Origin of the sequence: Hyalangium versicolor, assembly GCF_020103695.1 — a bacterium.
Lineage (GTDB): Bacteria > Myxococcota > Myxococcia > Myxococcales > Myxococcaceae > Hyalangium > Hyalangium versicolor.
This window is the reverse complement of sequence record NZ_JAHXBF010000007.1, coordinates 391,924-418,494: the sequence shown is the minus strand read 5'-3', so window position 1 is coordinate 418,494 and position 26,571 is coordinate 391,924. Positions and strand designations below refer to the sequence as shown.

Here is a 26,571-nt window from a genome sequence, read left to right as displayed (position 1 = left end):
CGGGCCGCTGGAGTCCGCCGAGGGGTGAGAGACGTATGCGCCGAGCGCAATGGCAATGGCTGCTGGTGGGTGTCGCCCTGGTATGGGGAGCCTCGGGGTGCTCTTGCGGCGAGCCCCCTGTCGAGTCACAGCTCGCGGTGTCCTTCGTGCAGCCCACGGATGGGCAGCGGCTGGCGCTGACGGAGGATGCTGATCCCGCCACGGACGGCTTCCAGTACGAGGTGGTGGCGGAGGCCCGGGACACGGCGGACCGGCCGGTGAAGCTGGTCAGCGCGAAGCTGGAGCAGAAGACGGCCTCCGATGTGACGTGGAAGCCGGGCCCGGACGCCGTCATCGACGGGGCGACCGTGCGCTTCCCGGGCACGCTGCTGGAGCCGCGCACCAACCTGCTGCAGGTGACGGTGGAGGAGGAGGGCTCGCACCGCACGGCCACCCGGCAGATCAGCGTGACGGTGTCCAACGAGCCTCCGAGCGTGGAGCTCACCCAGCCCTCCGAGGGCCAGGTGCTCCGCGAGACGGATGACGCGGATCCGGACGCGGAGGGCTACCAGCTGCGCTTCTCTCTGAGGAGCTCGGGGTTGGCGGGGAAGGCGGGCACGCTCTATTGCGAGAATGCTTGCGGCGTACCGCCCACGGACTTCACCGTGAACAGCAGCGGGCTGACGCAGGTGTCCGTGACGCTGACTCAGTCCGCGTGCGAGACCGAAGAGGCCGCGTGCTACGCGGTGGTGCGCAACGGCACCCAGGAGGTGACGTCCGCCAAGCGCAACATCCAGCTGGACACGGTGGCTCCGCGGATCGAGGTCGCCTCTCCCGTGGCGCCGGTGGCAACCACGACGTTCAAGGTGGAGGCCACCGTGGGTTGCACGGAGCCGGGCGTGGCGGCGACCCTCGCGCGCGCGGGCGTCCCGGACATCCTCGTTCCCGTGGGCAGTGGAGGCGTGACGTTCCCCGCCGTCACCGTGCCGACGGATGGCCAGTACACCTTCACGCTGCGCGTGGCCGACAGCGGAGGCAACGTCACCACCCGGGAGATCCCCGTCACGGTGGCGAGCACCGCGCCGACCCTCAAGATCGTGGCCCCGAAGACGATCGACCCGAGTGCGGATGCGGATGGCAACCCCAGCAACGGCATCCAACTGCAGGTGCAGGCTCAGGCGAACTCGCTGCCCGAGGGTACGGAGGTGCGTTTCTTCACATCGGTGACCGGCCGGTTCGCGCGGCCCCAGCGGGCGGCCACGGTGCAGGTGGGCGCCAACCGCGAGGCCTCCTTCACGGTGAACCTGGCGGCGGATCGCAGCAACACCCTCCAGGCGTGCGTGAGCAACGTCGCGGGCCTGGAGCAGTGCACGGCGGAGACCGTGTCCGTCGCTCCGCGCCAGCCGACCTGCGCGATCATCTCTCCCGAGGACAGTTTTCTCGTCCACCCGACCTCTGCGCTGCCCGTGCAGGTGCGAGTGGACTCCGGGGTCGGGGCAGTCACCGTGGTGGCCATTGACTCCAGCGGTGTGGAGAAGGCGCGAGTCAATGGCGCGGTCACGGCGTCCTCGGGCCCGGTGTCGCTCTCGCTCCCGGAGCTGATGGACGGGGAGTATCGCCTCGTGGCCACCTGTCCCGGGGCCACGAGCCAGTCGCTCTCGCTCGGCGTCGACACCCTGGCACCCACGCTGGAATTCCACGTGCACGGTGAGCCCGTGGGGCAGACCACGCTCGGGTCCGAGCTGAATGACACCTCTCTGAGCCCGGGCATGCAGATCTCCCTCGATGTGACCACCGAACCGCGTGCCTCGGTGACGGCCACCGGCTGCGACCTGACGGCGGGCGTGACGGGGCAGGCGGATGCCAATGGCGTGCTGCTGCTTCGCAACATCTCCGTGCCAGCCAAGGGAACGTGTCAGCTGCAGCTCACGGCCGAGGATCTCGCCAAGAACACCTTCTCGAAGACCCAGGACCTGACGCTGGCGTTCGCCGGGGGCGCGCTGACCTTCCTGTCCCCCGCGGTCGGCCGCTACCTGGGCCCCACGGACGGAATCATCCGGATTGGTGGAGGCCTGACCGTGTCAGTGCGCCTGGGCGTGGAGGCCACGGCAAATGGGACACTGCGGCTGCTGCGCGGAGCGACGGAGGTGGCCTCCATCCCCGTGGCCGTGACGGACCAGGAGAAGACCTTCAATGACATCGAGCTGGAGGAGGGCGCAAATGTGCTGCGAGCCGAGCTCATCGGCCCGGGAGGCACGACCGCCTGTGTCACGGTGCTGCTGCTCGTGGATACCCAGCCCGGCAACATCACGCTGGAGATCCCCTCGGGCTCGCCCGCTCCGGTCTACCTCGTCCGATCGGATGCGACTCCGGGGAAGGCCGGCATCCAGGCCCCGCTCAAATACAATGCTCCCGGGGCTTCCTCGCGAGCCGTCGTGGACATCTGCACCAGCGTGGCCCTCACGACGGGCGCCGCGCCATGTAGGGACGGTTCGACGTGGTTCACGCTGGCCGCGAACGTGCCCTCCTACGTGCCGGACTTCACCTACCCGGACGGACGTTATGGTCTGAAGGCAGTTCTGGAGGATGGAGTCATCTCCACATCGCTGGAGGTCGCCGTCACCGTGGACAGCATCGAGCCCGTGGTGAGCTCCGTGGAGCTGCTCGGAGACAAGAACGGGGACAAGCGGTTGAACGCCGACGAGCTGCATTCGAACCCGCCCGAGCTGCGCATCAAAGTGGATGGGCTGGAGGACGGGCGATCAGTGCAAGTGCGCAGCGCCGCCAACCTCAGCATCGTCTATGGCCAGGCCAGTGCCACCGGAGGTCAGGTGACGGTACCGCTCTCGGCCATGCCGACGGGGGCTGCGGCGGACTACTCGCTCGTTGTCACCGTGACGGATCAGGCTGGTAACCCGAACCGGGTGACCAATCCCACGGAGTTCTATCCGCTCAACACGGCGGCCTTCTTCTCATTCGGTCTGGACCCGGTGGTGCCGGGCCTGGTGCTGAGCGCCCCGACGCGGACGGCACTCGGCATTGCGGACGACGCCTCGGCTGCCGCTGGCTTCCAACTCCGCGTTGCCGTCAATACCGACGCGGACGTGGGCACAGGGGGAGTTCATATGGAACTGTCTCCTGGGGGGGCTGTGGACGTTACTCCCTCGGGCCTGGAGGCCTCACGCGAGTTCACCCTGCCTTCTTCGGGAACGTACATCCTGACGATCGTAGCCACGGACACGGCAGGCAATCACAGCGAGACCGTGACGCGCACGCTCACCGTGGACCTCGATGCGCCGACGGTGACCCTGGTCACGCCTGCCGCCAACACCCTCTACAACAGCACCGATCTGCCCGTGCAGGTGAACGTGGAAGGGGCGGACGTGAGCACGGTTCGCATCGTCTCGCAGATGGGCTCGAGCGAGCCGGTCACCCTGGGCGATCTGCAGGTGGTGTCAGGAGTGGCGCAGGGCACCCTGAACTTCCCCGTCGGTGTGCAGACCGTCACCGCGCAAGCCAGCGACCCGGCGGGAAACTCGGACAGCGACTCGGCGGCCAACGTCGAAGTGCGCGTGCCTGGATGCGCCATCACGATCACGACCCCCGCGTCTCCGGTGGCAACGCTGCTCGCCCAAGATGATCGGGACCCGGCTACCGCGGGACTCCAGTACCGCCTGGCAGGAAACACCTTCGATTGTCGCGGGCGCGAGGTATCCCTCTATCGCGGGTCCTCCTCGGCAGCGGAAGCCACCACCACCGCCAATGCCTCGACGGGAGATTTCTTCTTCGATCTGACTCTGGTGGACGGCGAGCAGACGCGGCTCACCGTGGACGTCTTCAACGCCGTCGCCGAGCGCTCGGTCGACTTCGTGGACGTGACGGTGGACATCTCGCCGCCGCTCATCACCTCCGTCTCTCCCTCGCCGACAACGCTCTTCTTCGTGGCCGACACGAACGCCTTCCTCTTCCCCACGCCCGCGCCGGATCACGTGGTGGACCTGTCGCCAGGCGGTGATGCCAACGCGAAGTTCACCCTCACGGTGACCCAGGGTGCCGGAAGCAAGGTGCAGGCCTTCTACCAGGGCAACTCTGTCTCCTCGGAGTTCACCCTCACGGGCGATCCGGAGACGCTGGATGTCCCGGTGACGCTGCCCCAGGACACCACGGGCACGTTCGAGATCCGGGTCCAGGATGTCTCCGGGAACATCGCGCGCCACACCGTGGCGGCCACCGTGGACGTGGTGCCTCCGGATGCACCCACGGTGACCCGGACGCTGGTGACGGGCCAGGAGCGCGCCGCGAAGGTGCAGGTGGCGTGGACGGCCAGCGGGGATGATGGGCTCTCGGGTGTCGTCGCTGGCTACGACCTGCGATGGACCATCAACTCCCAACTCCCGAACGGCATCGCGGACCAGGCGACCTTCTTCAGCCCGAAGGTGATGCAGGAGACGGGAGCACTGCTCCCGGCGGCGACCACGAGCTACACGCTCACGTTGCCGCCTCTGGCGCGGTACTCCATCCAGCTCCGACCGCGAGACGAGATCGGCAACTACGCACCGTTCCAGGCCACGCCTGCGATCGACAACTTCTGGAGGCAGGTCACCGTCACCAATCCTGGCGCTGCGAGCAGCAACTACGGCCTCTACATCGCCTCGCGTGGAGACCTGAACGCGGATGGCCGGGATGATCTGGTGGTGGCCGCTGCTTCGGGCACTCCCGGAACCGCGTACGTCTACTACGGCTCGAGCGATCCGGCGGCGAGCCCTCCAGTCCGGCAGGACCTCACGTTGCCGGAGACCGGGTCCCAGTTCTACGGGAGTGACTTCGACGTCGGCGACGTCGGCAATACGGGCACCGATCAGGTCCAGGATCTGCTGGTCGGCGTGCGCGGGTACTCGAGCACCGGCGGCCGCGCGTTCCTCTACTTCGGCCGCAAGGGCACGACGGTGGACACCACGGGCCCCATCGAGTTCCGCAACGTCCCGAACATCGCGGGAGCCTCGCTGGGCGGAGCCGCGAAGATGATCGGAGACATCAACGGCGATGGGCTGCAGGAGCTCGTGCTCAGCTCTCACGCCGAGAGTCCGCCCAAGGTGTACCTCTTCTACGGGCGCTCCCAGGACGCATGGCGGGCCCTGGGCACGGGTTGCTCGCCCACCGCCTCCTGCGTCGTCGCGACGAGCAGCGCGGACAAGGTCTTCAGCGCACCGGCGGGGACTCCCTTCTTCGGCCGGTCGCGCGGCTACGTCCGGCTCGGGGACATCACCGGAGACGGAGTGCCGGACTTCACAATCCCCTCGTCCCACGAGACCCTCAACAACGTCTACGTGTACTCGGGCGGTGCTGTCCGTGCGCTCCCGGGCAGCGCGGTCAGCCTGTCCGATGCGCTCCAGGTGCTCCATCAGGATCCGAACTCGACCGGCAATGCGATCACCGGCTTTGGCACCGAGGCGGTGGGCGGAGTGAATCTGGCCGGAGGCCCGGGTCTGGACCTCGTGGTCGGCATGGCCACCCAGAGCAAGGTCTTCGTGTACCGGGATGGCACCTCGGCGGGCTTCACCACGCCGCCGCTGGTCATTCAAGGAGGCGGCCGCTTCGGCAACTCGGTGGCTCAGGGAGACCTGAACGGGGATGGCCGCCCGGATATCGCGATTGGCCAGAACTTCATCCCAGGAGGCTCCGCGTTCGTTTTCTACAACCGAGGAGTGAACGGGGCGGAGTTCGACACGCAGGAGGAGAACGGCTTCGCCCAGTCCAAGCTCGAGTCCACCAGCGCGCTGGGCATCAGCGTGACGATTCTGGACTTCAACGGAGACGGAAAGCCGGATCTGGCCGCGGGCGACAGCCAGTCGAATCCCGCCCGGGTCGTGGTGTACTATTGACCCCCATGGCGACGACGGAGCAGCCGAAGAAGGCTGAACCCCAGAAGAAAAAGGCCTATGCGCCACCGAAGGTGCGCTCCGAACGGCTCCTCGTGCCAGATCTGTTCACCCCGAGCTGCATTATCGATCCCGAGACGGGCGAGTGCTGACGGCGGGGTGAGGGCGGATGCGGCTGCTGCGCTTCGGAGACTGGAGCGTGGGCGTGGATGAGGAGCTCCTGGCTCGGGCGGGCGAGCGGTGCACGTTGGCTCCCTTCCTCGCTGCCTCCGGGGGCCTGGCCCGTCTGCGGTTGAGGGCGGAGACGCTGGGCTCGGGGCAGGGGGCGCCGCTCGATCCTCGCCATCCTTCCGGGGCGAGATTCCAGGTGGAGGGGGACATGGTTCGCGTGGAGCCTCCGCGAGAGGAGCTCGATACGGAGCTGGCCCTGCGCGTGGGGATGCAGTTGGCCACGCTCCGGCAGGGAGGCCTGCTCCTGCACGCGGCAGCCGTGGCCTTCCAGGGGCAGGGAGTGGTGGCCATCGGGCCCAGCGGGGCTGGCAAGTCCACCTTTGCCCGGTTGTGCTCCCAGGCTGCCGGAGCGGACGTTCTCTCGGATGAGGTGGTGGCGCTCTATCCGGGGGCTCGAGTGGAGGGCAGCCCGTTCTGCTCGGATCTGGATCTTCCCTCGTCCCTGGCTCGTGCGAGGCTTGCGGCCGTGCTCGTGCTGCACAAAGGCCCGGAGGAACGGATGGAGGAGGTGGCTCCGCAGGAGGCCATCACGGCGCTCATGGGGCAGGTGTTCCGGCCGCTTCCGGGAGAGGCCTCTCCGGGGGAGGTCCTCCAGCGCCTGAGCCATATCTGCGAGCAGGTGCCTCTCCGGCGCTTCGTGTTCAGAAAGCACGAGGCGGCTGCGGACTTCGTGAGAGGGTGGCTCGATGGCCAGTAAGCACCCCACGGATCTCGCGTCGCTCGTCGAGGGGACTCCTCCCGGGAAGCAGCTCTGGCTGCGAGGCGCCGGGCGGAGCCTGTATCCGCTGCTGCGCAGCGGGGACTCGGTCCGCGTGCTGCGGTGCGCTCCCGAGGAGCTCGTCCGCGGCGATGTGGCGCTCTTGAGGGTGGGGCGCAAGCTCGTCGCGCACGTGGTGGTGTCCACGCAGCCCGTGGTGACGGCCTCGTTGCTGGGCAAGCAGGATCCAGTGGGCGTGCCGCTGGGACGTGTCACCGCGCTGCGCCGGGGGGCCTGGTTGCTCCCGTTGCCTCGGCTGGCGAGCCCCTCGCTCTTCCTGGGGCACCGGCTCCTCGCCAGGCTCTGGACCCGCCCCCAGGCGCGCGCGGCGTTTCGCCAGCTCCGCGACTTCACCGTGTCCGGTTGGTCCCGACCGCTGCGGCAGCGGTGGCTCGGGCAGCTCGAGGTCCGCCTGCTCCGAGAGGATGATCTGGACGCTCTGCTGGTCTTCGCGGGCGAGCGGCTGCTGGTGCCCGGGGGTTTCCTTCGCCAGCAACTCCTGGGGCGCTGGACGCGCGAAGAGGGCCTGCTAGGCGCGGCGGTGGGGGCCTTTGATCGGAAGGGGAAGCTGCATGGCTTCGCGTACCTGGATGACTACCGTCAGGAGGGCCTGCAGCTGGAGGGGCTCTGGGTGCGCTCGCTGGTGGTGGCGCCTCGGGCGCGACGGATGGGAATCGCCTTCCAGCTCATCACCTGCCTGGTGGACGAGGCCCGGCGGCAGGGCACCGACCGCATCTTCGCGGACATCGACGATGACAACATGGCCTCGCTGAGGACGTTCCGCAGGGCGGGTTTCCAGGAGTCCTCCCCCGAACTTACTCAGCGAGTGAACACCGAGTGGAGCGCCTCGGGAGGTCTCAAGCCTCTGGTCGTTCTGGAGCGCGTGTTGATTTGACATGGAAGGGGATTGCGCGCGGGGGGCAGGGTGGGCCAAAAGCTCCGTGCCGCATCTCCCTCGAGGCCCCCGTGAGCTCATCGTCCCCTGGAACGCCGCCGCCCGCTGCCGCGTCCTCGTCTCCTTCCGCGGAGGGGCCCGGCAATCCGTGGCTGAACTCGGATCGCGTGTTCATGGGGCTGCTGGTCGTGGCGTTCCCGTTGGCGGTCGCCTCGCACTTCTTTTTCCCGGGCACGTGGACTTTCATCCTCTGCGCGGTGGCGCTCATCCCCCTGGCGCGACTGATGGGCGAGGCCACCGAGGTCATCTCCCACAAGCTGGGCAGCGGGCTGGGCGGGCTGATGAACGCGTCGTTCGGCAACGCGGCGGAGCTCATCATCGCGTTGGCGGCGCTTCGCTCCGGACAGGTGGAGGTGGTGAAGGCCTCCGTCACGGGCGCCATCCTGGGCAACCTGCTGTTGGTGCTGGGCGCTTCCATCCTGACGGGCGGGTTGAAGTACGAGCGGCAGAAGTTCAACACCACGGCGGCCCTGTCTGGTGCGGCGATGATGTTCCTGGCGCTCACCGCCATGTCCATCCCGGACCTGTTCCACGCCTTCCGCGGGCCGGCGGCGGATGCGGTCATCTTCCCGATGTCGGTGGCCATCGCGGTCATCCTGCTGTTCGTCTACGCACTGTCGCTGCTGTTCGCGCTGAAGACGCACGCGCACCTGTACGCGGGTGAGGACCACGGCACCGAGGAGGAACTGCCGCCCTGGGGGACGAAGAAGGCGACGGTCATCCTGTTGGCCGCCACCCTGGGCGTGGTCATCGTGGCGGAGTTCCTGGTGCACGCCATCGAGGCGGCCATCGCCACGTTCGGATTCACCCACACCTTCGTGGGCGTGATCATCATCGCCATCGTGGGCAACGCGGCCGAGCACTCCACGGCGATCATCATGTCGCTGAAGAACAAGATGGACCTGGCGTTCAACATCGCCTTCGAGTCCTCCAAGCAGATCGCGCTCTTCGTGGCGCCGGTGCTGGTGCTGGTGTCCATCCCGATGCAGCAGCACATGACGCTGGAGTTCAGCCACATGGAGGTGTTGGGCATTGGCATCGGCGTCGGAGCGGTGACGCTGATCGCGCTGGATGGCGAGTCCAACTGGCTGGAGGGAGTGATGCTGCTGGGCGTGTACGCGATCCTCGGCGTCACCTTCTTCTTCATTCCGTGAAGCCGCACGCCCGGTGACGGCCCCGACCATGTCCGAAGCAGCAGCCCATGAGGAGCGCCGGAGCCGCCTCCAAGCGGAGGGTGCGTTGGTGGCCCTCACGGTGATGTGGGGTACCACCTTCGTGGTGGTGAAGGATGCGCTGGCGCATGCTGATCCCTTCTCGTTTCTCGCGATGCGCTTCGGTGTGGGCGCATCGGTGCTCAGCGTTCTGACCGGGCGTCAGTTGCTCGCTCCGAGCAACCTGCGGCGCGGGGCCGTGCTGGGCGTATTCCTCTTCCTGGGCTTCGCGCTGCAGACGGTAGGGCTGACGGACACCACGCCCTCGCGTTCCGCGTTCATCACCGGGATGTATGTGCTGCTGGTTCCGCTGGTGATGCTGGCACTGTTCCGGCGGGTGCCTCGCGCGTCCTCTTTGTTGGGGGTGGTGCTCTCGGCGGTCGGGCTCTACTACCTCACGGGTGCGGAGGTGGGCTCGGAGGGCTTGTCCCGGGGGGACCTGCTCACGTTCGGGTGTTCCGTGGCGTATGCGTTCCACATCTCCTTTACTGACCGTTATGCACCGAAGGAGGGCGTGAACGCGCTGGTGGCGGTGCAGTTGTGGGTGGTGGCGCTGCTGTCGGTGGCGTGTCTCCCTCTCGTGGAGGTGCGGGTGGCGTGGACGCCGGCCTTCATTGGGGCCGTGCTCTTCTGTGGCGTCTTCGCCAGTGCCCTGGCGCTCGGCGTCCAGACGTGGGGGCAGGCCCGGAGTTCCGCGGTGCGTGTGGCCATCATCTACTCGCTGGAGCCCGTGTTCGCTGGGGTCTTCTCCGTGGCCATCGGGTACGAGAAGCTCGGGGTGCGCGAATGGGTGGGTGGGCTTCTCATCATCCTGAGCGTGCTGGTGTCGGAGCTTGGCTCGGTGCTGTGGGATCGGTGGCGCACACGCGAGGCTGCTCAGGGGTGAGGGCGCGCTGCATGGAGACGGGGAAGGTTGCTCGGGTGTTGGGGCGACGGGCGGACAGGCTCTACATTGAGAGTCCAGCGGCCGGAGGCGCGTGATACGGGGAGCTTCCGCATGAGTGTCGAGCTGAGGCGAAATGGACTGCACCTGACGGGGACCCCGCTGTCGCTGGACGCGACGCGCAAGACGCCCCTGTCCTTCGTGAGCCACGGCCACACGGACCACATCGCGCGTCACGAGCGGACCATCTCCACGGCGGCCACGCTGCGCTTCATGACGCACCGGCTGGGGCCGGTGGGGGCTCCGCTCTCGGTGCCGTACAACCAGATCTTCGAGCTGGGCTCGCTCTCGCTGGAATTGCTGTCGGCCGGGCACATCCTGGGCAGTGCCCAACTGCGCGTCATCCGCTCGGACGGCAAGCGCATCGTCTACACGGGGGACTTGAACGTGGCGCCGTCGTTGACGGCCGAGCCCGTGCAGGTGGCCGAGTGCGACACGCTGGTCATCGAGGCCACGTTCGGCCATCCGCGCTACCGGTTTCCTCCCAAGGACGAAGTGCTGGGCCAGGTCGAGGCGTGGGTGCGCATGCAATTGGAGCGGGGGGCCGTCCCGGTGCTGCTCGGCTATCCGCTGGGCAAGAGCCAGGAGGCGATGAAGTACCTCTCGAGCCGGGGCTTCGGCCTGGTGGCGCATGCGTCCATCTTCGAGATGACGCAGCTCTACGCGGAGCTGGGGGTGGCCATCGAGCGCGTGCGCCGCTTCGAAGGCAAGGTGGAGCCGGGAGAGGTGCTGTTCTTCCCTCCGCACCTGTCTCGTGCGGGAGGCCTGTCAGGGCTGTGGCCGAGGGCGACGGCGGTGCTCACGGGCTGGGCGCTGGATCCGGGCGCGGCGTATCGCTACGGGGCGCAGGTGGCGTTCCCGGTGTCGGACCACGCGGACTGTCCCTCGTTGGTGAACTACGTGAAGGCCACGGGTGCGCGCGAGGTGCTCACTCACCACGGCTTCAAGGAGGAGCTGGCGCAGGTGCTGCGGGACGAGGGCATCGACGCGCGAGCGCTGGGCGGGAAGCCGCAGCAACTGGCGCTCTTCTGAAGAGGAGGGAGTCGTGAGCACGCCCCTCATGGGAAGGACGCTTCGAGTGCTCATCGGCCCCGAGCCGAAGAACCTCGTCACGCGGGATGTGCCCGAGGTGAAGGTGAGCCTCGAGGGCTTTATGGGAGACCGGCATGCGGGGCTGACGCGGAAGGCGGATGTGCGCACGCCCTGGTTCCCGAGGGGCACGCTGGTGCGCAACACGCGTCAGGTGTCCATCGTGTCCCTGGAGGAGTTGGAACTCATCGCCGAGGCGTTGGGTGTGCCGCAGGTGCTCGCGGCGTGGCTGGGCGCGAACCTGGAGCTGGCCGGGGTGCCGCGCCTGACGCAGCTTCCGCCGGGGACGCGGCTGTTCTTTCCGGAGGACGCGACACTGGTGGTGGATGGGGAGAACGAGCCATGCCGGAAGGCGGGCAGGGCGCTGGAGGCGCACTACACGGGGCTCGAGGGGCTCTCGGGCCGCTTCGTGAAGGCGGCGCACCAGCGGCGCGGGCTGGTGGGGTGGGTGGAGCGTCCGGGCCTCATCCGGCCGGGGGACAAGGTGAGGGTGGTGGTGCCGCAGGCGGTGACGTACTCCGTGGGGCCTGCGTCTCCGGAGTAGACGGACCGTCTCCGATTCGAGACGGTTTGGGACTGTCTTGGACGGCCTGGCGCCAGTAACTCCCTGGGTAGGGGCGTTGGCCCGAGATGTGCTGTGTCGGCTCGGCGCATGTCCGGCCCTCACGACCTCCTCGCGCGCTTCACCTTCGGTCAGCCCGAGCGGGCCGAAGCCGAGCTGCGTGCGACCCTGCCTCCCCACGTGGTGGCTCGGGTGGACTGGTCGACCTTGCGGAGGGAGCCCAATTCCGTGGTGGACCCGGAGTTGCGGGAAACGGAGAGTGACCTGCTTTTCTCAGCACGGTTTTCCGGTGGGCGGCCGGTGCTCTTCTACGTCCTGCTGGAACACCAGTCGTCCGTGGACCGCTGGATGGCCCTGCGCATGCTCCGCTATGTGGTGCGCCAGCTCGAACACTGGCGGAAGGAGAACTCCGGCCACGTGTTGCTGCCCGTCATCATCCCCTTGGTTCTGTACCATGGGGCGGGTGGGGCCTGGAGCGCTCCCCGCCGAGTGGAAGAACTCTTCGATGTGCCAGACGGGAGAGGAGGGGAGGAACGCTGGAACAAGCTCGTGCCACGCTTCGAGTACCTGCTCGATGACCTGACGATCGAGCGTGAGGAGTCACTCATGGCCCGTCCCGGGCCACCCGTGGTGCGGCTGGTTCTCCTGCTGTTGGCCTACGGGCGTACAAAGGAACTGGAAAAGCGGTTGCCCGGCTGGGCAGCGCTCGCCGCTCAGGTGTATGCCGACCTCCACGGAGTCGACGATTTGAAGGCCGTCTTCCACTACCTGTTACGTGTGGCGGACCCACCCGCGCAAAGTGCCGCAGTGGGTATGTTAAGATCGGCGGTTGGTACCCAGCGAGCGGAGGACATGATGTCGAGCTGGTTGGAAGAGCAGATGGCGGAGCGCTTCCTGGCATGGAACCGGAAGGTCAAGGTCCAGGCGAAGGCTGAGGGAATAGCCGAGTCCGTGCTTCGGGCGCTTGCTGCCCGGGGAATCCACGTCGATGACTCGAGTCGGCAGCGCATCTTGTCGTGCACGGACCTGGCGACTCTCGATCGGTGGTTCGATCGGGCCCTGACAGCTACGCGCCTGTCGGATGTTCTGGACGACCTCACGCAGTGAAGTCGTCGCGGTAGCAGGAAACGAGAAGCCCGGCACACTTCGCCGGGCTCATTTCAGGGAGGTGCGTCGCCGCGCTCACTCCATCTGCGACTGGACGATCAGCTTCTCCTTGCCGCACACGTCGCACCGCAAGTGGACGAACAGGTCGTCCTCGCTCTCCTCGGGCACCTCGCCCTCGGGCACGCCCAGCTCCGCCTTCGCCAGCGCCGGCACCTTCGCCGGAATGTCCGCCGCCTTCAGCGCCTGGACGTACGTCATCTCCCGGTCGTGGCACTCGCGCGTCTCCGGCCCGGTGAGCCACTGCGGCTCCATCCCCTCCGGCAGCCGGCTCACCAGCTCCAGGTTCGTCACCGACTCGGCCAGGTACGCCAGCCGCCGCAGCCGCGCCTCGTCCGGCAGCGCCGCGAACACCTGGAAGCCCTCGAACAGCGCGTTGCGGTCCTCGCCCGTCGCCAACTGAGCCAGCTCCATCGCCGGCTCGGCCGACTCCAGCGCCTCTTCCCAGTTGTTCTCCGGGTTGAAGCCCGCCTCCAGCAGCGCCGTGTACAGCTGCGTTGCCGCCAGCCGCCGCCGCGTCTCCTGCAGGTGCTCCACCACCTCGTGCGTCAGGCGCAGCTCCAGCAGCGCTCCCGTCACCCGCGGGTCGATCGAGCCCGTCAGGTCATCCACCTCCACCTCCGCCCGCAGCGCGTCCTTCAACACCTTCGCCGCCGAGAACCGGAACAGCGGCAGCACGCCCACCTCGCGCAGGTACATCGCCGCCACCGCCGCGTCCTTCCCGCCCATCCGCAGCGCCTTCTGCGCCCGCTCCACCGCGCCCGGGTCTGCCCCCGGCTTCTTGTTCTCCAGCCGGGACTTCACCGCCTCGCGGTACAGGGCCTCCAGCGACGAGCCCGGCGGCAGGCGCTGCGGCACCAACGGCCTCAGCCCCGGCACGTCTAGCACCCACACCGGCGGTGCCGCCTGCCGCTTCAGCGCCCGGAAGAACAGCGCCCCCGGCGGATCCTGCGGCTTGAACGGCGGCAGTTCCTCGCTCACCGGCCCCATCACCGCCGCGGCCGTGGCGCCCAGCGCCTTCTCCCGCTGCTCGCGCGTGAAGGCCGTAATCCCCTGCGCCGGAGGCGGAGGCGGGGGAGGGGCCTCCTCGCCATCCAGGCCCACCACCCGGTCCATGTCCACGTCCTCCATCTCGAGGTCGTCCAGCCCCTTGGCCCCGGTGAAGTCGCAGCGCAGCAGTTTCAGCTTCTCGAAGGTCGCCCCTTCGAGGTTGGCTCCTCGGAAGTCACAGTCCTGTAGCCGCCCCCCATGGAAGTAGGCGTTGGACAGGTCCGAGTCGCGGAAATTGATCTTCGACAGGTCGCACCGCTCCCACTCGGAGCCCACGAGCCCCAAGCCCGACAGGTCCGCGTTGGCGGAAAAGAGCTGGGTGAACGTGGCACCGGTGTGGTCGCTTGGCACCTGACCGGCCTTGCGGAGCTTGTTCCACTCGGCCGAACCATTCTGGAGGAGCTTCTCGATACTGGGAGCCTTCGGCATGGACCGGCCATTATTCGTATGGTCTGGTCCCGGCGCAAAACAAATGATCGAGTACCGAATCGAAGAGGACAGTACGGGGATGCGGCTGGACAAGTACCTGCGCAAGCGCCTGGCCTCCGTCCCCACCAGCCATCTCTTCAAGATGATCCGGGTGAAGAAGGTCCGCGTGAACGGCAAGCGGGCCCAGCCCGAGCAGCTCCTGGCCCCCGGAGACGTCATCACCATCCGGGGCGACGAGAAGCAGCTCACCGGCCCCAGCCCCTCCGGGCCTCGCCCCCCGCCCCCCCCACCCCCCGTGGACCCCGAGGAACTGGTCATCCTCCTCGAGGACGAGTGGATGATGGCCGTGGACAAGCCCAGCGGCATGGCCGTCCATACCGGCAGTGGGATTACCGGGGGCACCCTGGTGGACTATGTGCGCGCCTACCTGGGCCCCAAGGCCGTCCGCAACGACTTCACCGCCTCGCCCGCCCACAGACTGGACCGGGAGACTTCCGGTGTCATCCTCGTGGCCAAACGCCGGCCGGCAATGGTCCACTTCACAGAGGTTTTCACGGAGGGTAAATCCCGCAAACGGTACCTCACCCTGGTGAAGGGCAAGATGCCCAAGGACTCGGGAGTCATCGATCTGCCGCTCTCTGAACACCAGCAGACAGCCGAGTCCAAGGCCCGTCGAGGGGTGAACATGCAGGAGGCCATCACCCGTTGGCGGGTGGTACGGCAGTCGAGCGAGGTGGCGCTGCTCTCCTGCTCCATCGAGACCGGGCGCACTCATCAGATAAGAAGGCACCTGGCCTCAGTGGGACACCCCGTTGCTGGGGACAGGAAGTATGGTGACTTTGCCTTCAACCGGGATGTGCGGGCCCGGTGGGGTTTGAAACGTTTGTTCCTGCACGCCGAGCGCATCGAATTTCCTCACCCCCAACACGGCGGGAAGGTGACGGTGGAGGCGCAGTTGCCTCCAGAGCTGAAGGACGTACTCAAAAGAGCTGCGCTGGAACCGTCATGAAGACACCTCAACCGAAGATTGACCGCAGCCGCTCCAAGCTCGTTCTGGACGGAGTGAAGAAGCGCCCCTGGTGGGTGTTCCCCCTCAAGTTCGCGGGCTGGGCGACGCTCACCGGCGCGACCGCTGGAGTCGTAGCGGTGCTGGCGGTGTACTACATCTTCTCGCAGGACCTGCCCGCCATCCCCAAGGTGGACGAGTACTGGCCGCCCATCGTCAGCGAGGTGTACACGGACGACGCGGTGCTGGCCGGCGAGTTCTACAACCAGCGGCGCAAGGTGGTGCCCTACGAGCGCATCCCCAAGCGGCTGGTGCAGGCCTTCATCGCCTCCGAGGACTCCAGCTTCTTCGACCACATGGGCGTGGACATCCTGGGCACGGTGCGCGCCGTGTCGAAGACGGTGGCCTCCAAGCTGGGACTGCGCAGCGGCGGCGTGCAGGGTGGTTCCACGCTGACGCAGCAGACGGCGAAGGCGGTGCTCATCGCCGCCGAGGGCTACAAGGAAGCCACCGCGAAGACGCCCAAGCGGAAGATTCGCGAGGCCATCCTCGCCCGGCGCCTGGAGGCCGCGCTCACCAAGGAGGAGATCCTCTACCTCTACCTGAACAACGTCTTCCTCGGACACCACAGCTACGGCGTGCAGGCCGCTGCGGAGAACTACTACCGCAAGGACGTGAAGGACCTGACGCTGGGGGAGATGACGCTGATTGCCGGTCTGCCCCAGGCACCCAGCCGCTACTCGCCCTTCCTGCGGCCCGAGGCGGCCAAGAAGCGCCGCTCCTACGTGCTGCGCCGCATGCTCGACGAGGGCATGATCACCCAGGCCGAGCATGACTCGGCCAACGCCGAGCCAGTGAACGTGTACCCCGTGGAGGATGTGTTCCACGAGTTCGCCCCGTACTTCGTCGAGCAGGCCCGCCGTGACATCGTCGACCGCTACGGCAACCCGGTGCTGCTGGATCAGGGCCTGAAGATCTTCACCACCATGGACAGCGACCGGCAGCGCGCCGCCCAGGGGGCTGTGCTCAACGGCCTGCTGGAGCTGGACAAGCGCCAGGGCTGGCGCGGCTCCCTCATGAACCTGGCCACCGAGGAGGAGCGCAAGGCCTTCGTCGACCGCGCCAAGAAGGCCATGGGCAAGGAGGAGCTGATCCTCAACCGCTTCTATGTGGGGCTGGTGACGAAGATCGATGACGACGGCAAGGGCGCCGACATCCAGGTGGGCCCGTACGCCGGCCGGCTGCCGCTGCTCGGCATGCACTGGGCGCGCAAGGTCAACCCCGAGTCCTACTACTCCATCGGAGCGATGATCTCCTCGGCCAAGAAGGCCATCAGCGTGGGAGACCTGCTCGTCGTCCGCCACGTGGTGAAGAAGGAGCTCACGGACGACAAGGAGCAGTGGGACAAGAAGCTGGCGGAGGCCATCCCCGACGACGAGGCCGTGCCGCTGGATCCCTCCAAGCCGGTCGAGGGCGGGCTGAGCACCGGACCCATGAAGTCCAAGGGCACGGGCCCGAAGCTCTTCCGCCTGGAGCAGGTGCCCGAGCCGCAGAGCGCGCTCGTCTCCATCGATCCGCACCGGCAGTACCTCACCGCCATGGTGGGCGGGTACGACTTCGACGACAACGAGTTCAACCGCGCCTTCCAGGCGTGCCGCCAACCGGGCAGCTCGTACAAGCCGCTGGTGTACTCGGCGGCCATCGAGAAGCTCAACTGGACCGAGGCCACTGTCATCGTGGACTCGCCCATCGTCGAGCACGATCCGGACACCAAGGTGGCCTGGAAGCCGGAGAACTACACCGAGGCGTTCGTGGGCGAAGTGCTGCTGCGCAACGCCATCATCAACTCCATGAACATCCCCGCGGTGAAGACGTTCGGCGCGGTGGGTACCAAGAACATGGCCGAGTGGGCCAGGACGCTGGGCCTGTCCACGCCGATGAACATGGACTTCTCCGCCGCGCTCGGCTCCTCGTGCGTCTACCCCGTGGAGCTGGCCCAGGTGTACGCCACCTTCAACCGCTACGGCCGCAAGAAGCCCACCTACTTCATCCGCAAGGTCGAGGACCGCTTCGGCCGCACGCTCGAGGACCACACCGCGTTCGATGATCCCTGGGCGCCGCTGCAGGACCGCGTGGCCGCTGGCTATGCGCGCCTCTTCGAGCCCGGTGAGCAGGTGATGTCTCCGGAGACCGGTTTCATCACCACCCACCTGATGCGAGGCGTGGTGCTGGAGGGCACCGGTGGTCCGGCCCAGCGCCTGGGCAAGCCCGCCGCGGGCAAGACGGGCACCACCAACGATTCGTTCGATACGTGGTTCTCCGGCTTCACGCGCGATCTCGTGACGGTGGCGTGGGTGGGCTACGACTTGAACCCGCACCCGCTCAACCGCTTCGAGACGGGTGGCCGCGCCGCGCTCCCCATATGGCTGGAGTACATGAAGAAGGCCCTCGCGGACCGGCCCCAGAGCGAGTTCTACCCCTGGCAGAGCATGGAATTGGTGCGCCTGCCCATCGACAACAAGACGGGGAAGATCGCCTCCGAGAACTCCAAGAACATGAAGGTCATGTTCTTCAAGAAGGGAACCGAGCCGAAGGACGTGGCTCCTCAGAAGGGCCAGATCGACGAGCAGCAGTTCCTCATGGGTCAGCAGTAGCGCGGGCGCTCAGCGCACCTTGCGCCCGATCGCGTCGAAGAGGGGGTCCGGCAGCGCCGTGACCACCTTCATCACCGCGCTCATCTGCCACGGGAACCTGTACACCGGCACTCCGCGCTCGATGGCTCGCGCCATCCGCTCCACCGCGTCCTGCGTCTCCAGCAGGAAGGGCATGGGGTGCTTGTTTGGCGCCGTCATCGCGCTCTTCACGAAGCCCGGGTGGATGCAGGTGACGCGCACGCCCGTGCCCTTCAGGTCCACGCGCAGGCTCTCCATGAAGGTGGTCAAGAACGCCTTGGAGCCGGAGTAGGCCGCATTCTTCGGTAGCCCTCGGAAGGCCGCGAGGCTGGAGACAGCCACCAGATGCCCCCGCTTGCGCTCCACCATTCGTGGCAGCACCGCGCTCAGGGTCGCTGCGGTCCCCATCACGTTGACCTCGAGCACCTGCTTCGCGCGCTCCCACTGGAAGCGTCTCCCGTTCGTCTCCTGCCCCACTCCCGCGTTGGCCACCAGCAGGTCCAGCCCACCGCAGTCCGCATCGAGCCGCTGGATGTGGGCGAACGTCTCGTCCGCACGGGAGACATCCATCTCCACGGGCTCCAGGGTTCCGCCGGTCGCGCGGGCCTCCTCGGCGAGTTCCTGGAGGTGCTCCCTGCGCCTCGCGGCGGCGAACACGCGCGTGCCTTGCTTCGCGAACCACAGGGCCAGTCCTCGCCCCAGCCCGCTCGAGGCCCCCGTCACCAGGGCCGTGCCGTACTTGTTCTTCGCCATCGGTCGTCTCCCGCGCGACTGCTGCTCGAACCCACGCGGCCCCTGTAGCACCGCGTGCGCGGGATTTCCCGTCCCCTCATCAATGCGCGGGTGAGGCGAGCGGCAAGTCCACCTCGAAGGTGGAGCCCTGTCCGGGTTCGCTCGAGGCTCGGATGGTGCCGCCGAATGCCTCCACGAGGTTGCGTGTGAGGTAGAGCCCCAGCCCCAGCCCCCCGAAGTGCTCCGCCGAGACGGCTCGCTCGAAGCGGTCGAAGATGCGTGGCAGGTGCTCGCGTGAGATGCCGATGCCCTCGTCTCGCACCGTGAGGCGTGCTCCGGCGTGGGCGTGCTCGACGAGGACGTGCACCGGACGGCCCGCGCCGTACTTCAGAGCGTTGCTGACCAGGCTGCTCACCACCTGCTCCAGCCGGATCCGATCCCAGTGCCCCACCACGGGCGCCACCGCCTGTACCTCCAACGGCGTGTTCGTCCGCACCGACTGGCCCGCGAAGCGGCTCACGACTTCGCGCACCAGTGCTGTGAGGTCCACGTACTCCAGGTCCAGCTCGAGCCTGCCCGCCTCGAGCCGGGACACGTCCAGCAAGCTCTCCGCCAGCGTGGAGAGCCTCTTGCACTGGCGTTGGAGCACGCTCACGTGCTCCCGCATGCGAGAGGCATCCACCATGGAGCCGTTGCGCTCCAACTCGCGCTGCAGGGTCTGCAGCCGGAGGTTGAGCGGGGTGAGCGGCGTCTTCAGCTCGTGCGAGGCGACGGCCAGGAACTCGTCGCGCAGCCGCACCGCCTCGCGCGAGGCGCTGTAGAGCAGCGCGTTGTCCACCGCCAGGGCCGCGCGCGCCGCCAGCTCCATGGCCAGGCGCAGGTCTGGCCTGTGGTAGTGCCGGTGCGAGCCAGAGTACGCGAAGGTGATGGCTCCCAGTGTCTTCCCGCGGGCCTGCAGCGGCGCGACCAGGTAGGACTCGAGCTCCAGCGAGCGCAGCGCGCGCAGGTGCTCCGCGTCTCGTGCCACGCGCGGCAGCTTCGTCGCCGGCACCACCTCACGCAGCTCCGGCTGGCCCTCGCGGATGACCCGGCCGGGGCCGTAGCTGTCATCCAGGCGGGAGGGCCAGCGGTGCTCCATCTCCCATGCCACCGCCGCCTTCTCCGGCGCCCGGTGCGCCACGGCCAGCCGACGGATGGTTCCATCCTCCTCGAGCATGTCCACCATGCAGAGGTCCGCGACCACGGGCACCGCGAGCTTCGCCACCTGGTCGAGCGTCGCGCGGAAGTCCAACGAGGCCGCGAGCGCCTGACTGGCTCGGGCGACGAATCGAGCCTTGCGCTCGGCCCGCCGCGCCCGGCGCAGCAGCCGCAGGCTCTCCATGGCCGCAACGACCCGGCGCGACAGCTCCTCAGCCACCTGCAACTCCTGCCGCCCATAGGGGGCTTCATCGTTGGAGCGGCCCAGCAGGAACATGCCCAGCACCCGGTGGTGCCCCCTCAGCGGCACCATCATCACCGAGCGCGGCTTGAAGGACTCCAGGCCCGCGAGCGGCTCCGGGAGCGTCGCCACCTGCCGGCGGATCTCCACCGGGTAGTTCGAGAAGAGCCGGGCCACGCCCGTGTGCAGCACGTCCAGCAGGGGGCTGCATGCCGTGTCCGAGCGCGAGTGGCTGGCGAGGGCGCGGAACTGCGCCTCGCGGCTCGGGTCGTGGTGCACGGCCGCCATGCGCCGCGGCCGGCCATCCACGGTGACGAGGTCCACCAGGCAGAAGCCGGCCAGGCCTTGCGCGGTGATCAGCCGCGCCACATCGCGCAAGAGGCTGCGCACGCCGCTTCGCTGCTGGGCGAGCAGGCGGCCTGCCGCGGACAGGAACCGCAGAAAATGTTCGGCGCTGGGGTCATGGGACAGGCTCTCCTCTTCCTCCGACCCGCGCGTCACCGGGGACTCCGGAAGCTCATAGTGCATACCCCTGTCGAGCCCGTCCCTGGATCCGTTCTGCGAGAGGCTGGAGGGATTCGTTTCCATGGCTTCGAGCGGTCAAGAGAGGCCTACCCCACTTAGGTAAGTCTGGTCGGGCGAACGTGCCGGGTGTGGAGGTTCCCAGGCCGCTACTTCCGCGGTGGCCGGGGATTATTCCCAGCCCGGTGCCTGCCTCGCTTGCTCTCCCATCGAGCACTTCGGGAAACCCGGTGGTAGCCGCGGCTCGCGGGCAGCAGCACCCTGAGTGCAGGGGAGGAAGGGCCATGGAGCATTTGAACTGCCTGCTCGTCATCGATGACGACCACGACATCCTGTTGTCGCTCCAGGATGCCCTCGAGATGGAGGGCTACCACGTCGCCACCGCGAGCACCGGACGCGAGGCTCTCGAGTCCCTCAAGCATGGCCTGCGGCCGGACCTCATCCTGCTGGACCTGATGATGCCTGACATCAGTGGGTGGGCCTTCCGCGCCTGGCAACGCTCCCACTCGGAGTTCGCCTCCATCCCCGTGGTCGTCGTCTCCGGGCAGGGCCTCAGCTCTCCGGAGGTCGCTCAGCTCGGGGTGGCCGGGTACCTGCCGAAGCCGCTGGACCTCGACGATCTCCTGGACACCGTGGCGCGCTTCGTCCCTCCGGCTCGTCAGCCGGGGATTGCCTCCTGGTAGGACCCAGGCCGGGCCGGCGCCTCAGAGCCGACGCCAGTATGGCTTCAGCACTTCCCGGCTCCGAGCCAGTGCCGCCATCGCATCCGAGGTCGTCTGTCCGTCTGGGAACGTGTCGCCCCGGCCGGCCAGCACCTCCACGCAGGCATGCACGGATTGAGACAGGCCCTCCAGCGAGTAGCCGCCCTCCAGTAGGAGCACCAGCTTGCCTCCACATACGCTCTCGGCCAGCGACCGCATCGCCGCGCACATGGCCGCGAAGCCTCGCTCGCTGATCATCATCCCCCCGATGGGATCGCTCCGGTGCGGATCGAAGCCAGCCGAGACCAGGATGAGCTGCGGCCGGAACTCCTCCGCGATGGGCAGGAACAACTCCTGGAAGACGGCCCCATAGTCCGCGTCCGTGGCCGCTCCGGGGATGCCGCAGTTGACGGTGAAGCCCTTGCCCGCGCCCACTCCCACCTCTTCCGGTGCTCCCGTGCCCGGGTAGTACGGGTACTGGTGCACCGACTGGTACAGCACGTCCCTCCGCTCCCAGAAGGCCGCCTGGGTGCCATTGCCGTGGTGCACGTCCCAGTCCAGCACCAGCACGCGCTCGGCCCCGTGCCGCCGTGCCGTCTCCGCCGCGATGGCCACGTTGTTGAAGAGGCAGAAGCCCATGGCCTTCCCAGGCTCCGCGTGATGCCCGGGAGGCCGCACCAGCGCGAACGCATTGCGCGCCCGGCCCGCCATCACATCCTCCACCGCCTGTACCGCCGCCCCCGCTGCCAGCACCGCCGCGTCATAGCTGTCCGGCGAGGCGTGGGTGTCCGGATCGATCTCCGCGGAGTCCCCCGCCAGACCCAACAGGTACTTGCGCAGCTCTGGCGTGTGCACCGAGGCCAGCTCCGCCTCCGTCGCCGAGCGCGGTTGTCCTACCTGTGTCCCGCCCACCGGCGCTCGCGCCAGCACCGAGAGGATGCTCCGCAGCCGGGCCGGACTCTCGGGGTGCCTGGGACCCGGATCGTGCTTGAGGAACAGGGGATCGGTCAGCAGCAGGGTTGGAGACGTCATCGGGCAGGCTCCAGGGCTGAGGGTCCAGGACCTACTCCCCCTGTGGGCCAGAATCCACGGTGATCCGGGATTGTTCCGGTCCCGAGGAGGGAAACGACCTTCCCGTTCCTTGCCCTTTGGTGGAATCCCTCCTTTGATGGCGGAGCCTTGGCTCGTCGCTTCCAGAAATTCGGTCTTCGAGGAGTTCTCTTCGGGTTCTTCACTGCGGCCCAGGCCATTCTCTTCCTGGCACTGTCCTTCGTGGTGCCGGACTGGGTGAAGGAGTTCCTGGACACGCGGCTCGCCGTCCACGGGCACGCGAAGGCTCAGGAGATCTCCCGTGTCGTCGCCGCGGACGGGATGGCGTTCCAGCCCGGGGACCCGCTGCGCAGCATGCTCGACCCCATGCGCCGGGACGACGACTTCAAGTTCGTCTCCATCGTGAACAAGGACGGCCAGCGCGTGGCCTCGGTGGGCAGTCCGCCAGGAGATTTCGACGCACTGGTGGCTCGCATGGTCCGGGAGGGAATGCCCACCGAGTTCGATCTGGAGAATGGGGATCGGCTCATCACCGAGGCTCTGGATGGAGACAAGGGGTGGGTGTTGGTGGGGGTGAACTTCTCCTCCATCACCAAGGCGGTGTACTCGCTGCGCCTCAAGGTCTTGGGCGTGTTCGGCGTGGGGATGCTGCTGTTCCTACCCATCTTCATCTTCGTCACCCGGGCGCGAATCCTCCAGCCGCTGGACGCGATGATGTCCATGGCGCGCCGGCTGGCCGAGTCGGATCTCACGGGCCGGGTGGACGTGGCCACCGAGGACGAGCTGGGCAAGTTGGCCGAGGCGCTCAACCGCATCGCCCAGAGCTGGCGTGAGACGCTCGGCCGGGTGCGCGGCGTGTCCGAGGGCCTGGCGGGCGTCATCGAGCAGATCTCTCGCACTGGCACCACGGTGTCCTCGGGCGCGGGCACCGTGCAGGCGCGCGTGGAGGAGACCTCGTCCTCCATGGTGGAGATGCTGGCGAGCCTGCGGGGCATCGCGGACAACGTGGAGGTGCTCTACCAGAGCGCTGAGCAGAGCAGCTCCTCCATCGTGCAGATGGCGGCCACCAACGACGAGGTGGCCGAGAACGTCCAGTCCATGGCCGCCAGCGTGGAGGAGACCACCAGCGCCATCGAGGAGATGTCCTTCTCCATCCGCGAGGTGGCCACCAACATCTCCGCGCTGTCCTCCTCCACGGACGAGACGAACGGCTCCATCAAGCGGATGGACTCGTCTATCGGCCAGGTGGAGACGAATGCCAATGAGACGGCGCGCCTGTCCGAGCAGGTGTCCGAGGACGCCCAGTCCGGCGTGGAGTCTCTCCAGAAGACGCTCACGGGCATCGACCGTATCAAGGACACCAGCCGCACCGCCGCGGGCGTCATCGAGAGCCTGGGCAAGCGCATCTCGGACATCGGCAACATCCTCAACGTCATCGACGACGTGGCCGAGCAGACGAACCTGCTGGCGCTCAACGCCGCCATCATTGCCGCGCAGGCGGGAGAGCACGGCAAGGGCTTCGCGGTGGTGGCCGAGGAGATCAAAGACCTGGCCGAGCGCACCGGCGCATCCACCAAGGAGATCGCCGAGCTCATCCGCAGCATCCAGGACGAGAGCCGCAACGCCGTGGCCGTCATGAACCAGGGCGTGAAGAACGTGGAGGAGGGCGTGCAGTTGGGCCGCGAGGCCGAGGGCGCGCTGTGGAAGATCAACGACAGCGCCCAGAAGGCCACGCAGATGGTGAAGGCCATTGCCCGCGCCACCGTGGAGCAGGCCCGCGGCAGCCGGCAGGTGACGACGGCCATCCAGCGCATCTCCGAGACGGTGTCGATGATCTCCAAGGCCTCCAACGAGCAGGCCAAGGGCAGCGATCAGATCATCAAGAGCGCCGAGCGGATGAAGGCCATCACCGCGCACGTGCAGCGCAGCAGCCAGGAGCAGACGCAGGGCAGCAAGCAGATCACCCGCTCCATCGAGAGCATCAACGAGATGGTCACCCACCTCAACCGCGCCCAGAAGGAGCAGACCAAGGGCAGCGAGCAGGTGCTCAAGGCCGTGGAGACCATCAAGAGCGTGTCCGAGCACCAGACACGCTCCGTCAAGCAACTCGAGGAGGCGATCGACCACCTGCAGAAGCAGGCCGAGGTGCTGAGAGGCGAGGTCCGCCGCTTCCGCGTCTGACGCAGCGGGTCGGGACCGTTGCACCCACAGTGCACTTCTGGGGCGTGGGTGCTAGGAATTCATCCCCATGTCGTCCAAGCCGGTCTCCGAGCGCGCGGTCATCTTCCTCATCGGGGCGGTCCAGTTCGTCAACATCCTCGACTTCGTGATGGTGATGCCGCTGGCCCCCTATTACTCGGGGGCGCTGGGGATCGACTCGGCTCACACCGGCATCATCGCGGGCAGCTATACCGGCGCGGCGAGCATCGCGGGACTGCTGGGTGGCTACTTCCTGGATCGCTTCGATCGGCGCAAGGCGTTGGCCGTGTCCATGCTGGGGCTCGTCATGGCCACGGCGGCGGGGGGCTTGGCGACGGGGCTGCACTCGCTGCTGCTGGCCCGGGTGTGCGCTGGCATCTTCGGAGGCCCCGCCACCTCGCTGTCGCTGGCCATGATCGCGGATCTCATCCCCCAGGAGCGCCGCGGCAAGGCCATGGGTGCCGTCATGGGGGCCTTCTCCGTGGCGCAGGTGATGGGGCTGCCCCTGTCCCTGAAGGCCGCGGACATGGCGGGCTGGCGCGCTCCTTTTCTCGGGGTGGCGGGCATGGGGGTGTTGGTGGTGCTGGGCTCCATCTTCTTCCTGCCCCCCGTGCGCGGACACCTGGAGAAGGGGGCTCGGCGGGCCCATCCCGTGGGCGTGTGGGAGCTGCTGAGCCGCAAGGACGTCCAGCTGTCCTACTTGATGTCGGCGCTGGTGATGATGAGCGGCTTCGTGCTCATCCCCACCATCCCCCCCTATGTGGTCCACAACCTGGGCTACCCGCGCGAGGAGCTGTGGAACCTCTACCTGGTCGGTGGCCTGGTGGGCTTCGTGACGCTGCGCGTGGCGGGCTCTCGGGTGGACAAGCTGGGCGCCTTCCGCGTGGGTACCGCGGGGGTGCTCCTGGGGATCGTCCTCACCTACATCGGCTTCGTGAACTATCCCAAGTGGTTCCCCATCCACGGCGTCTTCATCGGCTTCATGATGGCCATGGGCATGCGCAACGTGGCCTACAACACCCTCACCTCGAAGGTGCCCGAGAACGCCGTGCGCGCGCGCTTCATGTCGCTGCAGTCGGCCATCTCCCACATGGCTTCGGCGGTATCCTCTGCCGTGGTGGCTCCCATGATCCTGAAGACCCTGCCGGATGAGAGCCTGGTGGGGATCGACCATGTGGCCATGGTCTCCATCGTTCTTGCCCTGGCGGTTCCCCCCATGATTTTCGTCGTGGAGCGTCAGATCCGGTCCCGGGGCGCCTCCCAGCCGGGTCCGGCCCTGGCGGCAGCCCCCGCCCTGGCGTCCCAGGCCTCTTCCGACCACTAGCCCCACCCTCAGGGGAGCTTCCGGCCAACCAGGGACTGTGTTGGATGGACGCCGGATGGCGTCTCCCGGTTGCGCTGGGAGCCCCATGGCGCGATAACCCCGGGCCAGTCTTCAGCGGAGCTGTCCGACATGTTCAACATCGGCGCAGGCGAGATGGTCTTCATCCTGATAGCCGCGCTGCTCATCCTGGGGCCGCAGCGGCTCCCGGAATTGGCTCGCGGCATCGGCAAGTTCCTGCGCGAGTTCCGCCGGCAGACGGATGAAGTCCGCAGCGTGGTGGTGCGCGAGTTCTACCAGATGGATCAGGACATCCAGCGCGAGCCCACCCCTGCGCCCCCGCCTCCCGTGGCGGCCGCGACGCCCGAGTTGAGCTCGCCTGTCCACCCGGCGCTGCCCCTGCCTCCGGACATGTCCGTGCCGCACGAGGGGGCTGTTCCTCCGCCCTCCACGCCGCAGCCGTCGGTGGCGGAAGGCCTGGCCTCGGCGGCGGGCGCTCCGGTGGGAACCGCGGCGGCAGCCTCTCCGGGAGCTTCTCCAGCCAGCACGGGGGAGGGCGCTTCGGGTGATGAGGAGCCCCTTCCGCGGTTTGATCCCATTCCGGGCACGGTGGCCCGCAACGCACCGAAGCAGAGCTAGCCTTGTTCCCTTCTCCTCCTCCTCAGCCTTCTCAGCCGGAAC

The 26,571-nt window shown here is 67.7% G+C and carries 19 protein-coding genes; 15 read left to right on the top strand and 4 right to left on the bottom strand.

Annotated features, from left to right (window positions below; all coding sequences use genetic code 11):
- The first annotated feature begins 35 nt into the window (after nt 1-35).
- The 9 genes from KY501_RS17400 to KY501_RS17360 all read left to right on the top strand — a co-directional run bounded on the left by KY501_RS17400 (nt 36) and on the right by KY501_RS17360 (nt 12,713).
- A complete protein-coding gene (locus KY501_RS17400) occupies nt 36-5,861 on the top strand; it encodes an FG-GAP repeat domain-containing protein (protein ID WP_224364290.1) in 5,826 nt (1,941 codons plus the stop codon).
- Nucleotides 5,862-5,866: 5 nt separating this feature from the next.
- Nucleotides 5,867-6,010 (top strand): hypothetical protein, encoded by a 144-nt coding sequence (locus KY501_RS17395; RefSeq protein ID WP_224364289.1) that lies wholly within the window; start codon nt 5,867-5,869, stop codon nt 6,008-6,010.
- Nucleotides 6,011-6,027: 17 nt separating this feature from the next.
- Nucleotides 6,028-6,786 (top strand): P-loop NTPase family protein, encoded by a 759-nt coding sequence (locus KY501_RS17390; protein ID WP_224364288.1) that lies wholly within the window; start codon nt 6,028-6,030, stop codon nt 6,784-6,786.
- On the top strand, nt 6,776-7,741 hold the full coding sequence (locus tag KY501_RS17385) for a GNAT family N-acetyltransferase (protein WP_224364287.1): 966 nt from the start codon (nt 6,776-6,778) through the stop codon (nt 7,739-7,741). The genes KY501_RS17390 and KY501_RS17385 overlap by 11 nt, the downstream gene beginning before the upstream one ends.
- A 71-nt stretch (nt 7,742-7,812) precedes the next feature.
- Nucleotides 7,813-8,955, top strand: coding sequence for a calcium/proton exchanger (gene cax / locus KY501_RS17380; RefSeq protein WP_224364286.1), 1,143 nt, complete (start codon nt 7,813-7,815; stop codon nt 8,953-8,955).
- A gap of 28 nt (nt 8,956-8,983) precedes the next feature.
- Nucleotides 8,984-9,898: a DMT family transporter gene (locus tag KY501_RS17375; protein ID WP_224364285.1), complete on the top strand. Its 915-nt coding sequence runs from the start codon at nt 8,984-8,986 to the stop codon at nt 9,896-9,898.
- A 111-nt stretch (nt 9,899-10,009) separates the two neighbouring features.
- Nucleotides 10,010-10,987: an MBL fold metallo-hydrolase gene (locus KY501_RS17370; protein WP_224364284.1), complete on the top strand. Its 978-nt coding sequence runs from the start codon at nt 10,010-10,012 to the stop codon at nt 10,985-10,987.
- Nucleotides 10,988-11,000: 13 nt separating this feature from the next.
- A complete protein-coding gene (locus tag KY501_RS53640; RefSeq protein ID WP_309242969.1) occupies nt 11,001-11,588 on the top strand; it encodes an MOSC domain-containing protein in 588 nt (195 codons plus the stop codon).
- Nucleotides 11,589-11,696: 108 nt separating this feature from the next.
- Nucleotides 11,697-12,713 carry an Rpn family recombination-promoting nuclease/putative transposase gene (locus KY501_RS17360; RefSeq protein ID WP_224364283.1) on the top strand — a complete coding sequence of 339 codons (1,017 nt, stop codon included), beginning with the start codon at nt 11,697-11,699 and terminating at the stop codon, nt 12,711-12,713.
- 75 nt (nt 12,714-12,788) lie between these two features.
- Here KY501_RS17360 and KY501_RS17355 read toward each other — a convergent pair whose 3' ends face one another.
- Nucleotides 12,789-14,249 (bottom strand): pentapeptide repeat-containing protein, encoded by a 1,461-nt coding sequence (locus tag KY501_RS17355; RefSeq protein WP_224364282.1) that lies wholly within the window; start codon nt 14,247-14,249, stop codon nt 12,789-12,791.
- Between the two features lie 43 nt (nt 14,250-14,292).
- Here KY501_RS17355 and KY501_RS17350 point away from each other — a divergent pair, with 43 nt between their 5' ends.
- Both KY501_RS17350 and KY501_RS17345 read left to right on the top strand, forming a co-directional pair.
- The gene (locus KY501_RS17350) at nt 14,293-15,258 is read left to right on the top strand and encodes an RluA family pseudouridine synthase (protein WP_224364281.1); all 966 of its coding nucleotides are present in this window, start codon (nt 14,293-14,295) and stop codon (nt 15,256-15,258) included.
- A complete protein-coding gene (locus tag KY501_RS17345) occupies nt 15,255-17,909 on the top strand; it encodes a penicillin-binding protein 1A (RefSeq protein ID WP_224364280.1) in 2,655 nt (884 codons plus the stop codon). Before KY501_RS17350 ends, KY501_RS17345 begins: the two co-directional genes overlap by 4 nt.
- A 9-nt stretch (nt 17,910-17,918) precedes the next feature.
- On the opposite strand, the gene KY501_RS17340 is transcribed toward KY501_RS17345, so the two are convergent.
- Entirely contained in the window at nt 17,919-18,680 is a 762-nt protein-coding gene (locus KY501_RS17340) for an SDR family NAD(P)-dependent oxidoreductase (RefSeq protein WP_224364279.1), read from the bottom strand.
- Between the two features lie 79 nt (nt 18,681-18,759).
- Entirely contained in the window at nt 18,760-20,598 is a 1,839-nt protein-coding gene (locus tag KY501_RS17335; RefSeq protein ID WP_224364278.1) for an ATP-binding protein, read from the bottom strand.
- 305 nt (nt 20,599-20,903) lie between these two features.
- Between KY501_RS17335 and KY501_RS17330 the strand changes: the two genes are divergently transcribed.
- A complete protein-coding gene (locus KY501_RS17330) occupies nt 20,904-21,302 on the top strand; it encodes a response regulator (protein WP_224364277.1) in 399 nt (132 codons plus the stop codon).
- A 21-nt stretch (nt 21,303-21,323) separates the two neighbouring features.
- Here the strand turns inward: KY501_RS17330 and KY501_RS17325 are convergent, their stop codons facing one another.
- A complete protein-coding gene (locus KY501_RS17325; RefSeq protein WP_224364276.1) occupies nt 21,324-22,352 on the bottom strand; it encodes a histone deacetylase family protein in 1,029 nt (342 codons plus the stop codon).
- Nucleotides 22,353-22,499: 147 nt separating this feature from the next.
- On the opposite strand from KY501_RS17325, the gene KY501_RS17320 reads away from it, so the two are divergent.
- From KY501_RS17320 to KY501_RS17310, 3 genes are all read left to right on the top strand, one after another.
- On the top strand, nt 22,500-24,551 hold the full coding sequence (locus tag KY501_RS17320) for a methyl-accepting chemotaxis protein (protein WP_224364275.1): 2,052 nt from the start codon (nt 22,500-22,502) through the stop codon (nt 24,549-24,551).
- Nucleotides 24,552-24,618: 67 nt separating this feature from the next.
- On the top strand, nt 24,619-25,893 hold the full coding sequence (locus tag KY501_RS17315; protein ID WP_255636613.1) for an MFS transporter: 1,275 nt from the start codon (nt 24,619-24,621) through the stop codon (nt 25,891-25,893).
- A 129-nt stretch (nt 25,894-26,022) separates the two neighbouring features.
- Entirely contained in the window at nt 26,023-26,529 is a 507-nt protein-coding gene (locus KY501_RS17310) for a Sec-independent protein translocase subunit TatA/TatB (protein WP_224364274.1), read from the top strand.
- Nucleotides 26,530-26,571: the final 42 nt, after the last annotated feature.